Origin of the sequence: Sphingosinicella humi, from assembly GCF_003129465.1 — a bacterium.
In the GTDB taxonomy this organism is placed as follows: domain Bacteria; phylum Pseudomonadota; class Alphaproteobacteria; order Sphingomonadales; family Sphingomonadaceae; genus Allosphingosinicella; species Allosphingosinicella humi.
This window is the reverse complement of sequence record NZ_QFFF01000001.1, coordinates 2,576,927-2,590,350: the sequence shown is the minus strand read 5'-3', so window position 1 is coordinate 2,590,350 and position 13,424 is coordinate 2,576,927. Positions and strand designations below refer to the sequence as shown.

Annotated in this window: 12 protein-coding genes; 3 read left to right on the top strand and 9 right to left on the bottom strand. The window is 67.7% G+C overall.

What is annotated here, in order from left to right; genetic code table 11:
- Positions 1 to 100 precede the first annotated feature (100 nt).
- The gene (locus DF286_RS12720; protein ID WP_146193626.1) at positions 101 to 508 is read left to right on the top strand and encodes a hypothetical protein; all 408 of its coding nucleotides are present in this window, start codon (positions 101 to 103) and stop codon (positions 506 to 508) included.
- Here DF286_RS12720 and DF286_RS12715 read toward each other — a convergent pair.
- The 8 genes from DF286_RS12715 to DF286_RS12680 all read right to left on the bottom strand — a co-directional run bounded on the left by DF286_RS12715 (position 505) and on the right by DF286_RS12680 (position 11,833).
- Entirely contained in the window at positions 505 to 1,812 is a 1,308-nt protein-coding gene (locus DF286_RS12715; RefSeq protein ID WP_109271779.1) for an MFS transporter, read from the bottom strand. The two genes, DF286_RS12720 and DF286_RS12715, sit on opposite strands and share 4 nt — an antisense overlap.
- A 101-nt stretch (positions 1,813 to 1,913) precedes the next feature.
- The gene (gene addB / locus DF286_RS12710) at positions 1,914 to 4,841 is read right to left on the bottom strand and encodes a double-strand break repair protein AddB (RefSeq protein WP_109271778.1); all 2,928 of its coding nucleotides are present in this window, start codon (positions 4,839 to 4,841) and stop codon (positions 1,914 to 1,916) included.
- A gap of 85 nt (positions 4,842 to 4,926) precedes the next feature.
- Positions 4,927 to 5,625 carry a nucleotidyltransferase family protein gene (locus DF286_RS12705; protein WP_109272177.1) on the bottom strand — a complete coding sequence of 233 codons (699 nt, stop codon included), beginning with the start codon at positions 5,623 to 5,625 and terminating at the stop codon, positions 4,927 to 4,929.
- A gap of 62 nt (positions 5,626 to 5,687) precedes the next feature.
- Entirely contained in the window at positions 5,688 to 6,680 is a 993-nt protein-coding gene (locus DF286_RS12700; RefSeq protein WP_109272176.1) for an aminoglycoside phosphotransferase family protein, read from the bottom strand.
- Positions 6,677 to 7,123, bottom strand: coding sequence for a tRNA (adenosine(37)-N6)-threonylcarbamoyltransferase complex ATPase subunit type 1 TsaE (gene tsaE, locus DF286_RS12695; RefSeq protein ID WP_109271777.1), 447 nt, complete (start codon positions 7,121 to 7,123; stop codon positions 6,677 to 6,679). The genes DF286_RS12700 and tsaE overlap by 4 nt, the downstream gene beginning before the upstream one ends.
- Before the next feature lie 10 nt (positions 7,124 to 7,133).
- The gene (locus DF286_RS12690) at positions 7,134 to 9,491 is read right to left on the bottom strand and encodes a sensor histidine kinase (RefSeq protein ID WP_109271776.1); all 2,358 of its coding nucleotides are present in this window, start codon (positions 9,489 to 9,491) and stop codon (positions 7,134 to 7,136) included.
- A gap of 262 nt (positions 9,492 to 9,753) precedes the next feature.
- Positions 9,754 to 11,166, bottom strand: a complete 1,413-nt coding sequence (gene ahcY / locus DF286_RS12685; protein WP_109271775.1) for an adenosylhomocysteinase — start codon at positions 11,164 to 11,166, stop codon at positions 9,754 to 9,756.
- 106 nt (positions 11,167 to 11,272) lie between these two features.
- A complete protein-coding gene (locus DF286_RS12680) occupies positions 11,273 to 11,833 on the bottom strand; it encodes a YqgE/AlgH family protein (protein ID WP_109271774.1) in 561 nt (186 codons plus the stop codon).
- Between the two features lie 81 nt (positions 11,834 to 11,914).
- On the opposite strand from DF286_RS12680, the gene DF286_RS12675 reads away from it, so the two are divergent.
- Together DF286_RS12675 and DF286_RS12670 are read left to right on the top strand one after the other, a co-directional pair.
- Positions 11,915 to 12,397: a peroxiredoxin gene (locus DF286_RS12675; RefSeq protein ID WP_109271773.1), complete on the top strand. Its 483-nt coding sequence runs from the start codon at positions 11,915 to 11,917 to the stop codon at positions 12,395 to 12,397.
- Between the two features lie 112 nt (positions 12,398 to 12,509).
- On the top strand, positions 12,510 to 12,833 hold the full coding sequence (locus DF286_RS12670) for a hypothetical protein (RefSeq protein ID WP_146193625.1): 324 nt from the start codon (positions 12,510 to 12,512) through the stop codon (positions 12,831 to 12,833).
- Here DF286_RS12670 and DF286_RS12665 read toward each other — a convergent pair whose 3' ends face one another.
- Positions 12,834 to 13,376, bottom strand: a complete 543-nt coding sequence (locus DF286_RS12665; protein WP_109271771.1) for a YbjN domain-containing protein — start codon at positions 13,374 to 13,376, stop codon at positions 12,834 to 12,836.
- Positions 13,377 to 13,424 lie beyond the last annotated feature (48 nt).

Sequence of the window (13,424 nt, the reverse complement as noted above, 5' to 3'; positions counted from 1 at the left end):
CTCATCGCTGGAGGTGAGAATGAAGCGTGCTTTGGAGGCGTCTCTCTTACTTTTGATCATCGGCGGGACGCCGGCGCTCGCGGCCGATGGGGCTCGACACATGTCCGGCCGGACCTGGGACGGTCGACTCCACGACTTCCATGGAAAGCGCGGTTTCGATCCTTGGCTGGCGCCCGGATTTATCTGGCTCGGCCCCCGGCACCACCCGCTCCTCTCCTGGGACGACGGGTTCTTCGCCGACCTCAGATACCGCCGCCACCGATATGGATATTGGCCCTATCGCCGGGGCCGCTATTATCCGAGCGGCGACGTCGAGGTGGTGAACGGCGAAGCGGTCTACCATTATGACCGCAACTATCCCTACGATCATTACGACTATGATCGCTACGGCAGCTATGGCGCAGATTGGCGCGGCTACGACCGATCCGCTCCGGCCAGATGCCGCGTCGAGCGAGTGTGGAGCGCGCGCGAGCGGGAACAGGTTCCGGTCCGCATCTGCTCCGACTAGCGGATCGCCGCCAGCTCCACGCCCTTGGTTTCCCGTGCCAGCAGCGCGCTGAGGCCGCTGATGGCGCAGGCGATGCCGACATAGATCGCCACCGGCAGCGCCGATCTATATTCCGTGTAGAGGGCAAGCGCGATGATCGGCGCCAGCGATCCCGCCACGATCGAGGTCAGCTGATAGGCCATCGACACGCCCGAGTAGCGGATGCGGGTGGGAAACAATTCGGTGATGAAGGCCGCCTGCGGCCCGTACATCGCCCCGTGAAGCACCAGCCCGACGACCAGCGCGAGATAGATTTCCAGGTTGCTGCCGCTGCCAAGCAGCGGAAAGAGCGCGAAGCTCCAGGCGGCGAGGCCAAGGCCGCCAAAGGCATAGACCGGTCTGCGGCCGATCCGATCGGACAAGAGGGCGAAGCCCGGAATGGCAAAGAACTGCACCGCCGCGCCGATGAGAAGCGCATTGAGGGCAAGGCTGCGGCTCTCTTCGGCCACGTCGACGAGATAGGTGAGCGAGAAAACGGTGAGAATGTAATAGGATATATTCTCGCCGACGCGCAGGCCGGCGCCCAGCAGCATCGCCCTTGGCCGCTCGCGGATCACCTCCATGGCCGGGAGCTTCGGCGGCACCTCCGCCTCGCCTAGCTCCTTCTCGAACATGGGACTCTCGGTCACCCGATTGCGGATGTACCACCCCACGGCGACGAGCAGGGCCGACAGCACGAACGGCACGCGCCAGCCCCATTCGAGGAAATCCGCCTCGCTCTGCACGCCGGCCATCAGCGCCAGCACGCCGGCGGCGAGCAGGTTTCCCGCCGGCACACCAGCCTGGGGCCAGCTTGCCCAGAAGCCGCGCCGGGCGGCGTCGCCATGCTCGGCCGCCATCAGCACGGCTCCGCCCCATTCGCCCCCGACCGCGAAGCCCTGGATCAGCCGGAGGACGATGAGCGCGACCGGCGCCCAGACGCCGATCTGGGCGTATGTCGGCAACAGCCCGATCAGCACGGTGGCGACGCCCATCATGACCAGGCTGAGCATCAGCAGCTTCTTGCGGCCGATGCGGTCGCCGAAATGGCCGAATACGATGCCGCCCACCGGCCGGGCGACGAAACCCAGCGCATAAGTCGCAAAGGCCAGCAGCGTGCCGACCAGCGGATCGAATTCCGGGAAGAAGAGCCGGTTGAAGACCAGGGCCGCGGCCGAGCCGTAAAGGAAGAAGTCGTACCATTCGATGGTCGTGCCGATCAGGCTTGCTGCGACCACCCGCCTAAGCGGCGTCCTGCCTTCGTCGGCCGTCACGCGCTCGCTCATTGCCCCTCCCCTCGTCTTTGGTGGCAGCAAACTACAGGCCACAGCCCTCATGGCAATCGCCGATGGTTCGAGCGAAACGGCACCGCGAACGCCTCTTGAAGTCAGGTCTCCCGCCCGTACCATTCCTCGAGGCGCATCAGCTGGTCATAGTCGCCATAGGGCGCATATTCCGGGTGGAGCTTGGCCGTGAAGGGCTCGCCGCCCGTCAGCCAGGTCTCCGCGGCGGCGATGAAGTTGCGCGCCGCCAGAGTCGTGAAGTCGGCCGGATCGATGCCCGAGCGGCCGCCGACGGGACTTTTCACGAAGCCGAGCTTGCCCGCCTTCTTCGCCAGCGACCAATATTCGAAGGCCGCGGGGATGCCTTCCACCTCCTTGAAACCGCCGCGTTCGGCGATGAGGCCGAGCAAGCCGAGCTGCATCGAATAGCCCTCCGCCACCGCCTTGCCGCTGGGCGGCGTTCCGGTCTTGTAGTCGACGATGACGAGGCTGCCGTCGGCGGCGCGGTCGATGCGGTCCGCCATGCCGTGCAGGACGACGTTGGCGATTTCGATCCGCCCCTTGGCCTCGGCGCTGAGCGGTAGCCTCCCTGCGCGCCGGTTCGTCTCGACTTCCTCCGCGATCCAGTCGATCGCTTCCAACAGGCGCGGCTGCCAGAGCGCCCGCATCAGCGGATGGGCCGAAGCGCTTTCCAGAAAGGCCTGCGCGCGCGGGCGGAGCTTGGCCGGATCGCAGTCATCCTCCTTCATCCAGCCTTCCAGCACGGCATGGACCGCGCTGCCGCGCCAGGCCGGGCTCGGATCGGCATCGAGGATATCCAGCGCCGACAGGCCGAGCATCTTGCGGGCGTAGAAGGCGAACGGATCGGCCTTGAGGCGGTCGACCTCGGTCACGGAAATATCGCGCGGCCGGATGGCGCTGGGCGGCCCCGGCGCCGGTTGGGCGGCCGGGCGGTGCCCCTCGGGCCTGTCGAGCATCTTCGCCCAACGGCGATGGTAAGGCGATCGGGTGAGGCCGCCGGTCATCGCCTCGAGCCGCAGCCAGAAACGCGAGGCGACGGCGGGCGCGCGGGCATCGCGGCGGGCGCGAGTGACGAGCACCTGCCGGCCGCCCAGCGCGGTCGCGAGATCGTGGGCGGAAAGGCCGATGCGCCTCTCCAGGCTCGGCAGCCCGAGTTCGGCGCGGATGCGCGGCGCGAGCCATGGGTCCGGGGTCGGCAATGCGGGCCAGGTGCCTTCGTTGAGGCCCGCCAGGATCATGACGTCGGCATGCTGGAGCCGCGCCTCGAGCAAACCCCAGATGAAGATGCGGGGATGCTGTCCATAAGGCGGGCGCACGGCGGTTCGGCCCATCAGTTGTTCGAGCACGGTGGGCAGGCTCGGCGGGTCGAGATCCGCCGGTCCGAGCCCGGCCGCGGCCTCGGCGCTGGCAAAGAGATCGGCCGTCGCGCGGCCGGCAGGGCCTGCCCAGACCGTGTCGCCGCTCAGTCGGGAGGCGACCTCCCGGAGCGCAGCGAGTGATGCGGGCAGGCCGCCCTCGAGTCGCTCCAGCGGCGCCAATAGGGGGACCACCGATCTCCACCAGCGTAGCGCCGTCTCCCGCGTATCTCGGTCGCGGCCGGTCCGGTCGGACAGAAGCGCCGTCACCCCCTCCAGTCCGGCCGGCGGCCGAGGCCCGCGAAGGGCGAGGTCGAGCAGGCGGGCGCCTTCCAGCCATGGGAGACGCCCCTCGCCCTTCATCACCAGCGGGTGCTTGAGCAGCGCCAGCAGCGGCACCGGTGCGAACCCCTCGGCCGCCGCCGTGGCGAGCGCAAGAAGCAGCGTGCCCGGAGGCGTCTCCGTGAGGGGCCGGCCGGCGCTGTCGTCCGCCTCGATGCCCCAGCGCCCGAGATGAGCGGAAACGCGGCGCGCCAGCCCCCGATCGGGCGTGACCAGGGCGGCGGTGCGGCCGGGCTCCTCCAGCGCTTCCCGGAGGGCCACGGCGATGGCCTGCGCCTCCTCGGCCGGATCGGCGAGTTCCAGCGCGCGCACGCCGGTGAGGCGGCGCTCGGCCGGCTTCAGAGCCTGCCATTTGCCGGTGAAGCGAGCCGGCTTCATCGCGTTGGCGATGGCGCGCGTGCGGACCGCCGGGGCGTCGCGGCCGCCGCCCCAGCGCCAGCGCTCCACCTCGTCGCGTCCGACGCTCATCCGCTCGAGCAGCAGCTTCAGGTGGAATTGAGGATGAGTCTCGATCGAGCGCGGGCGGCGGCCGGTCACCGGATCGGGCTCATGCGGCCCGAGCGCGCGCCATTCCTCCTCCTCCATCCCGACGTCCAGCGCCGGGATGACGACCATCCCTTCGGGCAGGCGCGCGACCGTGCGGAGCAGCCGCGCGACCGCTGGCGCGGCCGTCGTGATGCCGGCTGCAACGACGAAGCCTCGCGGAGGCCGCTCCCGCCATCGTTTTGCGACGGCCGCGAGGAGGCGGTTGCGGCGCTCCGCCAGGTCGATGCGTCCCCGCTCCGCCAACAGCCTCGGCCAATCGGAAAGGATCACGCTCAGCCGGTCGAGCGACTTCTGCCAGTGGAGCGAGAGGTCCGGCAGTTCCGCCGCGATGTCGGCGAGGCGGACCGGGTCCACCTGCTCGACGAGGAGCTGATCGAGGGTCCGAGCGAGATCCTCGGCGAGGCGGAAGGCTTCCGCCGCGTCGACGCCGCCATGCCGCTGCACCAGCCGCGCAAGCAGCATCAGCCGCTCCATAGGATCGATCGCGGGCGGGATGGGCTCGCCTTCCAGCGGCTCCAGCGCTCCGCCGATCCGCTCGTCCAGCTCCGGATCGCCGACGGGGACGAGGCGCGGCAGCAGCAATCCGCCGCCCGACCGGCGGACGAATGCGTCGGAGATGGCCCGCGCCGCGCGATTGTTGGGAACAAGGATCAGCCCCTGGGCGAGCCCGGTCCTCTCCTGGCCGTAGCGGGCGATGAGCCCCGCCGCGAGAGCGTCGGCAAAGGCCCGATGCGGCGGAATGGTGAAGACCGAGAGGGACTGACTCACGCCATCAGCCTAGCCGTTCGTGCCGAGCGAAGTCGAGGCGCGTTGGCGCGGACTTATCACTTGCGCTCGGGATGAACGAGGTCGGTCAGACCTCTCCCAATACCGCTTCGGTCTTCTTGATGCTGGCGGGGGCGCCGACGTCGAACCACAGCCCCTGATGAACGGCGCCGAAGCAGCGGCCCGCCTCGATCGCGCGGTCCCAGAGAAGATTGGTGGAGAAAGGCCCGTCGGGCATCTCACCCTCGAACAGCCGTTTCGAGGCCATCTGGATGCCGGTGTAGACATAGGGCGCCACCGTGCCCGGCTTCTTGCGCCGGATCGCGCCGGTGGCGCTCATGTGGAAGTCGCCCTGCCCGCCATGGCAATTGGCCCGCGCCAGCGGCACCAGCAGAAGCAGCGCATCCATCCGCGCCTCGTCCCAGTGGGACGCCAGCAGTCGGAGCGTATCGACGGGCCCGTCGATCCACAGATTGTCGGAATTGACGACGAGGAAGGGATCGGCATCGATGAGCGGCAACGCCTTCACCAGCCCGCCACCCGTTTCAAGCAGCTGGCTCCGCTCGTCCGACACGGCGATCTCGATGCCGTTGACGCGATTGCTGAGATGCGCCTCCAGCGCGTCGGCCAGATAATGGACGTTGACGACCGCCTTCCTGACACCGGCGGCGCGGAGACGATCGAGGCTGTGATCCAGGAGCGTCCGGCCGGCGACCTCGATCAACGGCTTGGGCCGGGTCGCGGTCAGCGGCCGCATGCGCTTGCCGAGGCCGGCGGCCATGACCATGGCGACTTCAGGCACGTCGGCGGCGGGGTTGGGGCGGAGGGCGAGCGGCGCCTTGTATCGGGTCACGCAGCAGCGTCCTTCGTCCAGGCGGCGGCGCGCTTGCTCGCCGGCACATGCGTGTCGAACCAGGCGCGGACGGGCGCCAGCGCCGGATGGGCGAGATTGCGCTCCAGATAGCCCCAGACCCGGGGCTGCAGCGGCAGATAGTGCGGTTTCCCGTCGCGCTTCCACAGCCGCGTGAAGATGCCGAGTATCTTGGTGTTCCGCTGCGCGCCGAGGATTTCGTAATGCGCGCGGAAGCTATCCTTGTCGGCCACGCCGGCCGCGGCATAGTAGCGGGCGAGCATCGCCTCCTCCAGCGCCGGCGCAACGTTGCGACGGGCGTCCTGGAGGAGCGAGACGAGGTCGTAGGCCGGATGGCCGGCGAGCGCATCCTGGAAATCGAGCAGGCCAAGCGTGTCGCGGCCGGGCAGGACCATCAGATTGTCGGCATGATAATCGCGGAGAACCAGCACGGGCCGCTCCGCGACGATCTTCTCCACCTCGCCCCAAACCTCGCGCCACGCATCGAGGAAGGCCGTCTCGTCGGCCTCCAGCCCAAGCGCGGGCGCATACCATTCGGTGAACAGCGAGACCTCGCGCGTCATGGCGGCATCGTCATAGGGCGGGATGTCGGCGGGGGCTGGATCGCGGGCGAGGTCGGCGAGGATGTCCACCGCCATTTCGTAAATTGCGTGCTCGTGGCGCGGCTCGCGGGCGAGCAGCGGCCCGACACGATCGTCGCCGAAATCTTCCAGCAACAGCAGGCCCTGCCCGCGATCGACAGCCAGCGGCCGGGGCGGCGCGAAGCCGCGATCGAGAAGGCACTGGGCGACCTTCAGGAAGGGACCCACATCTTCATGCGCGGGCGGCGCGTCCATCAACACGGCGGTGGCGCCGCCCCGCACGACGCGGAAGTATCGACGGAAGCTCGCATCGCCGGCAAGCGGCAGAATCTCGGCGCCTTCCCAGCCGTGGGCGGCAAGGAACGCGGGCGCGGCGGCAGGCGGAATCATCGGGGCGGCCATCGCTCCTCCCAAGCGGGCGGCACCTGGGCTGTCAAGGCGCGCTCGCCGGGGCCGGCGATGCTAAGGGTCAGACGGAGGCTATCGGGCCACAGTGCGGGGCCAAGCCGCTCCGGCCATTCGATGAGCAGCGCCCCGCCCGAGCGCCCCTCGTCCAGCGCGAGCTCGTCCAGCTCCTCGGGATCTTCGATACGGTACAGGTCGACATGCCAGAGCGGCAGGCGGACATCGGGCGGATCGTAGGTCTGGACGATCGGGAAGGTCGGGCTGGCGACCTCTCCGGAAAAGCCGAGGCCGTGGAGGACGCCCCGGCTGAGCGTCGTCTTGCCGGCGCCGAGATCGCCGAACAGCGCGACCACGTCGCCGGGCCGCAGCAAAGCCGCAAGGCGCGCGCCGAACGCCTCCGTCTCGGCCGGGCCGGGCAGCATGATCATCGGCAGCGCCTCAGCCCGCCCGCGGCAGGCGGAGGGTGACGGTGGTTCCGCTACCTATTTCGGATTCGAGCTCCAGGCGCCCGCCATGGGCTTCGATGAACTGGCGGGCGAGCGGCAGGCCCAGGCCGAGCGCGCCCTCCTCGCCGGTCCTCGGCGCCACGGTGCGCTGGAACCGATCGAAGATTCTCTCGCGGTCGGCGGGCGCGATGCCCTTGCCATTGTCGGAGATGGTGATCTCAGCCTCCAGACTGTCCCCCTCGGCATGCACCAGGATGCGACCGCCCTCGCCGGTGTAGGCGACGGCGTTCTTGAGAACATTGTCGAGCGCCTGGCGCAGGCGACTGCGGTCGCCGGTGACGGCGCCCACCGATGGATCGATTTCCAGCGCCAGCTCGATCGACTTCTTCCCGGCCCCTTCCCGCGCAGCCCCCACGGCTTCGGCGCACAAGGCCTCAAGGTCCACCTGCTCCTCGGCCAGCAAAAGGCTGCCGCTGTCGCTCTGGGTCAGGTCGAGCACGTCGTCGATGAGCGAGCTGAGGCGCGCCACGGAATCCGTGATGGCCTTTACATAGTCCTGCGCCGTCGGGCTCAGCTCGCCGGCATAGCCCCCTTCCAGCATTTCGGCGAAGCCGGCGATCGATGTGAGCGGCGTCCTCAGCTCATAGCTCATATTGGAGACGAAGGCGGTCTTCAGCCGGTCGGCATCCTCCAGCGCCTCGTTGCGCTCGCGAAGGGCCGTCTCGATCTTCCGGCTGTCGGTCACGTCGAGCATGGTGAAGAGTGCGTTGCCGTCCGGCAGCGGCACGGCGGCGAACTCGAAATCCCGGCCGTTGGTGAGCGATACGCGGCCGCTCCGCTGCTTGCGCTCCACGGTCGCGCTTCGAACCAGCTCGCGCACCATCCCGGCATGGTTCGGATTCTTGAGCTTCCTGCCGATATGGGGGGTCATCGCGTCGATGCGCGGGTGCGTGGCGAGATGCTCCTCCTCGAAGTCCCAGAGCTCGCGGAAGCGATTATTCCAGAGGTGGAGACGCCCGTCGGAGGCGAAGACGCCGATCGCCTCGAACAGATTGTCGAAGGTGGCGGTGCGGACTCGAAGCAGCGTATCGCGAGCGCTGGCGAGCTGGATCTGCTCGGTGCGATCCTCGAAGATGAGGAGGAGGCCCCCGTCCGGAAGGGGCTGGGCGACGACGCGCAGATGCTTGCCGCCGGGGAGAAGCCAGTCCTCCTCCTCGGCTGCCCGATCGGAGGTGAACCAGGCCCGGCGCTCCTCCTTCCAGGCCGGAAAGTCCCGGACTTCCGGCAGATGCCCTTGCTCGCGCATCGCATCGATCACGCGATCGAATTCGGGTCGATCGGCGAGGAAATCCATCTTCAGGGAAAAGAGGCGGGCGAAGGGCTGGTTGAAGAAGATGAGGCCATGCTCGCGGCTGAACTGAGCGACGCCGGCGGACAGCCGGTCGAGCATGTCGCGCTGGGCACGAACGAAGCGCGTAAGGTCGGCCCGCGCCTGCTCCCGTTCCTCGACGTCGATCGCGTAGCCGGCGACGCCCGTCGCGCCCATCGGCACCTCAACCACGCGCATCATGCGTCGCTCGCCGGCGATGGTGGCCGGGACGGTGCGCGCGACCGCCTGCCCCTTCTCGCGCACGGCCGCGGCCTGGCTCAGCGGGCTGCGCTCCTCGCTCTCGTCGACCAGTTCGACGCCGGCCTCGACCACGGCGAGCGCATCATCGGCCTCCACGGCTTTGACATAGGCGCTGTTGACCATCGCGAGCCGAAGATCGGGGCCGCGGTGCCACATCGGGAAAGGCGCCGCCTCGATCAATGCGGAGAGGGCGTCGATCGCCGCCTTGAGCCCCGCCGCTTCGGCACGAAACGCCGCCGTCTGTTCCTCGCGTTCGGTAGCGTCGGTAAACCAGAGGACGATCGTCGACGGAGGATAAGGCGGCGGCGCCGGCGCGCCCTGGATATTGTAAACGCGGGTCGAATCCTGCGCCCGCGCGGCGATGGAAAAGCCGCCGCCGGAAGCGGCGCTGGCCGCCACATTGTCGGCCAGGAGCGCCATGTCCTCGGCGGTCAGGCCGGCTCCTTCACCCGCGAGGCCGGCGAACTGCGAGGGGATGTCCGCAAGGCCGAGGCTGCCGGCCAGCGCTGCCCCACCCTGGATGGTCCCGTCTCGGTAGACGATCAGGGGAATGGCGGGGCCCGACGCGAGCAGGGCTTCCGCTCGCTCGGCGCCCTCCTGGGCGGCGGCGGCCCTGCGGCCGCGTTTCGAGGCGCGGATCGTCGTCCAGGCGCCAAGGCAGAGCCAGGCGCCGCTGACAAGAGCGATCAGCGCGACGGCGGTGCGAGAAAGCTCGATCATTCACCGATGGAACGGAGCGAGGGAGCGGTGTGCATGGATATTGTCTAGACGGAGCGCCGCCGCAACGAAAGCCCACCGCCGCAGGCGTGAAGACCGGACCGGCAGGACCCTTCAGAAGCGCTCGGAAAGGTCCGTCCGAACGCCGACTTAGAAAAACCGGCCGATCGGGTTTTATTCGAGCAACATACGCCTTTTTTGACCAGCCTCCGGGAGAGCAAGGCTGCCTGAAAGAGGGCCGCCGAAGATGGCGGCCCTGCTTGGATCAATAGCGGTAATGGTCGGGCTTGAACGGCCCTTCGACCGGCACACCGATATAGTCGGCCTGCTTTTGCGTCAGGGTCGTGAGCTTGACGCCGAGCTTCTCCAGGTGAAGCGCCGCGACCTTCTCGTCGAGATGCTTGGGCAGGACATAGACGTCATTCTTATACTCGTCCGCCTTCGTCCACAGCTCGATCTGGGCGAGCACCTGGTTGGTGAAGGACGAGCTCATCACGAAGCTCGGATGGCCCGTGGCGTTGCCGAGGTTCACGAGGCGGCCCTTCGACAGGATGATGAGCTTCTTGCCGTCCGGAAACTCGACCTCGTCGACCTGCGGCTTGATCTCGGTCCATTTGAGATTCGACAGCGCGCCGATCTGGATCTCGCTGTCGAAGTGGCCGATGTTGCAGACGATCGCCATGTTCTTCATCGCGCGCATATGGTCGAGCGTGATGACGTCGGCGTTGCCGGTGGCGGTGACGAAGATGTCGGCACGCTTGGTCGCCTCCTCCATCGTCACGACCTCATAACCCTCCATCGCGGCCTGAAGCGCGCAGATCGGGTCGATCTCGGTTACGAGCACGCGGGCGCCGCCGTTCCGCAGCGACGCGGCCGAACCCTTGCCGACATCGCCGAAGCCGGCGACGCAGGCGACCTTGCCGGCCAGCATGACGTCGGTGGCGCGGCGGATCGCGTCCACGAGCGATTCCTTGCAGCCGTAAAGATTGTCGAACTTAGACTTGGTGACGCTGTCGTTGACGTTGATCGCCGGAAAGGGAAGCTTGCCCTTCTTGGCGAGGTCATAGAGCCGGTGGACGCCGGTGGTGGTCTCCTCCGAGACGCCCTTGATCGTCTCGACCGTCTTGGTGAGATAGCCCGGGCGCTCGGCGAGGAACTTCTTCAGCGTCGCGGCGAAGATCTCCTCTTCCTCGTTGGTCGGCGTGAACAGTTCCTCGCCGGCCTCGACGCGCGCGCCCCACAGGGCGAACATGGTCGCGTCGCCGCCATCGTCGAGGATCATGTTGCAGGTCTGGTCCTGGCCCCAGTCGAAGATGCGGCAGACATAGTCCCAATATTCCTCGAGCGTCTCGCCCTTGACGGCGAAGACCGGAACGCCCGTCGCGGCGATGGCGGCGGCGGCATGGTCCTGGGTCGAGAAGATGTTGCACGATGCCCAGCGGACCTCGGCGCCGAGCGCCGTCAGAGTCTCGATCAGCACCGCCGTCTGGATGGTCATGTGCAGAGAGCCGGTAATGCGGGCGCCCTTGAGGGGCTTCGAGGCGCCATATTCGGTACGCAGCGCCATCAGACCCGGCATTTCGGTCTCGGCGATCTCGATCTCCTTGCGGCCGAACGCGGCCAGGCCGATGTCGCGGATCACATAGTCGCTGAAAGGGGTCTGGGCCTGTGTCGCCACGAGGATGCTCCTGAAAAATTGATGCAATCGCCGCTTCGGCGGCTTGGCTGGCCCTTAACGTGGGGAGCCGCCAATTACAAATATAAAGATATCTTTATATGTGACTTCAAGCCGTGCCGAAATCAGCGGTCAATAGCCGAGTGTCGACGCCGGCCGTCTGGAACGCCGTAGCCCAGCGCGAATTGACGTCGCAATCGTAAAGCAGCGCATCGTTGCCCGGCGTCGTGAACCAGCCGTTGCGGCACATCTCCTCTTCGAGCTGCCCCGCGCCCCAGCCGGCATAGCCGAGCGCCACGGCCCAGCGCGACGGCCCCTTTCCTTCCGCGATCGCCCGCAGGATGTCGAGCGTGGCGGTGAGCACCCAGCGATCCGCCACATGGATGCTGCCTTCGCCGCCCCAATCGGGCGTGTGAAGGATGAAGCCGCGCTGGGGCTCGACCGGCCCGCCGTGATGGATTGGCACGTCCGGAGCGACGCCTTTGTCGATGCCGAGCTGCTCCAGCAGCGAATGAAAGCCGATGCGAGGCATCAGGCGGCCCAGGCCAATGCCAAGCGCCCCACCCTCGTCATGCACGCACATTGCGATGACCGCCTTCTCGAAGCGCGGATCGCTCATTCCGGGCATGGCCAGCAGCAACTGGCCGACGAGATATTTGGGCTCTTCCATCGTCTTCCCACCTATAGGCGCGGCGCGCGGGCCCTGCTAGAGCGCCGGCAGTGATATGGACCCAAACGAAAGGAACGGGCGATGAGCATCAACGTCGGCGACAAGCTTCCCAAGACGACTTTCATCAAGGCGACTGCCGACGGGCCCCAGCCGATCGACTCCGACGAGTTCTTCAAGGGCCGCAAGGTCGCGCTCTTTTCGGTGCCCGGCGCCTTCACGCCGACCTGCTCGGCGCGCCATCTACCCGGCTATGTCGAGCGGGCTTCGGACCTCAAGGCCAAGGGCGTCGACGAGATCGCCTGCACCGCCGTCAACGACGCCTTCGTGATGGGCGCCTGGTCCAAACAGGGCGGTGCCAATGACAAGGTGACGATGCTCTCCGACGGCAATGGCGAGTTCGCCGAGGCAATCGGCCTCACCATGGACGCGTCCAAGCACGGCATGGGCACGCGCGGCCAGCGTTACTCCATGATCGTCAACGACGGCACGGTCGAGCAGCTCAACGTCGAGGAGCCCGGCGCCTTCAACGTCAGCAGCGCCGATTACATGCTCGAACGCCTGTGACCTTGAAAGGGGCGAGCGCGTCTCGCCCCTTTCCCGCCTCCCTCCGTCGAACGAAGGAAACCGACGCGGCCGCTCTGCATTGATGCCGATCCCTCCGGTTCAGGAGATCAGCATGGCCGCCAGCGAAGATCGTCGCGACAGCAATTGCACGGGTCACGGAGAGCCTCCGCCGGATTCGGTTGCCGGCGGCGCTGAGTGGAGACCCATCAAGGCGGCCGCTCTGGTCGGGGGCGCGGTGGCGGCGACGGCCGGCGCCTGGCTCGGCACCCGCGCCATAGCCCAGCGCAACGCCCGCCCCGATGGCCGGCGGGTCAACTCGGTCATGGCCAACGCCATCACCGCCTGCGACGTTGCCCACAAGCAGACGGCGCCGCGCACGCCGCGCGAACCTTCGGTGGAAGCGGAGCCGCCGATCCCGATGGAACCGCGGGTCTGACTATTTCCCGCTTGCCTCCAGCGGCCCCAGCACGTCGCGGGCGAAGCGCTCGGCCTGGTTGGCGAAGACGAGCAAATTGACAGCCAAGTTGCCCCGCACGAACCCATAATCGGCGGTCAGGTAACGCTGCAGCGCCGGCCGTCCGTCCTCGGCAATGAAAGCCTTTGCGAAGGAGTAACGTCGATTGAAGTCGGCGATTGCGGCTTGCGTCTGCTGAGGCGGCGCATGGGCGATGCGGGTCCAGTAGGACTGGATGCTGAGCGCCTTGCAGGCGCTGCCGTCGGCATTGCACGAGCCGAACATCAGCACGGCCTTGCGATTGTTCGGAAAGCTGACCAGCAGCGCCGGCTGGCCCGGCTGGCCGGCACGCTGAGACCGGGCACCGATGCCGCTCAGCACCGATTCCACGGAGGCGTAGCTGAAGCTCGCGAGGATCTGGCTATTCTCCGGCGCGCGCGGATTGAACCTGGGCGGAACCACGCCCTGCGCCGATGCTGCGCTCGCCCCGGCGAGCGCCAAAATGCCGACCATGGCCGCTTTCATAACGGCTCCTCTTTGCTGTGACTAATGGGATGAGGCGCGTCCCCTGCC